Origin of the sequence: Thermogutta sp., assembly GCF_014359955.1 — a bacterium.
Classification (GTDB): Bacteria; Planctomycetota; Planctomycetia; order Pirellulales; family Thermoguttaceae; genus Thermogutta.
In genome coordinates this window covers 1-1,197 of sequence record NZ_JACIYL010001059.1, presented here as the reverse complement: position 1 = coordinate 1,197, position 1,197 = coordinate 1, and the positions used below count along the sequence as shown (strand labels likewise).

Sequence of the window (1,197 nt, the reverse complement as noted above, 5' to 3'; positions counted from 1 at the left end):
AAGAAGCTGGAAAATCAGCCAACGGCCGGGGCAACGTGAGGCCGCTTCACGCGCAATTGCGCGCCGCGCAAGTAGTGCCAAACCGGCACGAAAGGCGTGCCCCACCGCCTTTCCGCGGAACCTGCTTGTGAGGTCCCCAATTTGACGCTGGATGCGCTACGTGATCGAAGCGCTCCGTCTGCTCGGGTCAATTTCTTTTTGACAGAGGGGGCCATTCGTGAGCTGCGCCCGCAAGCTGTTGAGCGTTTTGTCTTTCACGAATCCACTCAAAGAGGGGGAACGGGACGGGCTCAGGTGATGGCGACAAATGGCGGAGAGAGGTTTATGATTAAAGAAGAACGAACTTACCGGGAGGTTTGGCGTAACGAAAGACAAGATCCACCACAGCCGTCCCCCGCATTAACGTATCCAGAAGTGCCTTGTTCAAGCTAGAAACTGATGAGTGACTTTGAGAAACGATTGCAACAGGCGATCGAGCGAGGCCGCCGGCGGCGCGATATGCAGGCGGAAGCGGAAGCCCGCCGTGCCATGACGGAACAGGAACTCCGCTCGCGGCACAGCGAACTCCGACTTCAACTGACCGATTACATCGAACAGTGCCTTCGCAAACTTCAGGAGCACTTTCCGGGCTTCCAGTATGAGACCGTGATTGCCGAACGGGGCTGGGGAGCGGCTCTCAGCCGTGACGACATCGACCGCCGCAGTCAGCCACCCCAACGACGCTACAGCCGAATCGAGCTGGTGGTGCGACCACTTTCGGAGTATTTCGTGCTCGATCTGGCCGGAAAAGCCACCGTCCGCGACAAGGAGCTCTTCAACCGCAGCTTCTATCAACCGCTCAACGAGGCAGATCCGGAAACTTTCAAGGAAATTATCGACAAGTGGATCCTGGAGTTTGCTGAGGCGTACGCCGCCCGCTCCTGAAAATCACAGCGGACTTCGTCCGTTCTTTGCCGCGGACTCAATCTCTGAATCCCTCGCTTTTCAGGGGCCTGCCCAGCAGGATAGCCAGCACGTCGCTGAGGTTGCTCGGCCCGACTCCGAGGCACATGGCCAGGCCGAACCCGGCCATGAAATTCACCAGAGCTGTGATGATCAAAAACAGCGCCATGCCGACGCGGGCTCCTGTGTGCGCCTGAAAGGATTCTTGCCGACAGAGGCGGCCGTTACGACTCGGCCGTCACGCGGTCATAAAAG

2 protein-coding genes are annotated in these 1,197 nt (G+C 58.3%); one reads left to right on the top strand and one right to left on the bottom strand.

The annotated features are described in order from the left end of the window. Positions 1-438 precede the first annotated feature (438 nt). Positions 439-924 carry a hypothetical protein gene (locus H5U08_RS19355; protein ID WP_297036988.1) on the top strand — a complete coding sequence of 162 codons (486 nt, stop codon included), beginning with the start codon at positions 439-441 and terminating at the stop codon, positions 922-924. 37 nt (positions 925-961) lie between these two features. On the opposite strand, the gene H5U08_RS19350 is transcribed toward H5U08_RS19355, so the two are convergent. Continuing rightward, positions 962-1,111, bottom strand: coding sequence for a hypothetical protein (locus H5U08_RS19350; RefSeq protein ID WP_297036985.1), 150 nt, complete (start codon positions 1,109-1,111; stop codon positions 962-964). Positions 1,112-1,197: the final 86 nt, after the last annotated feature.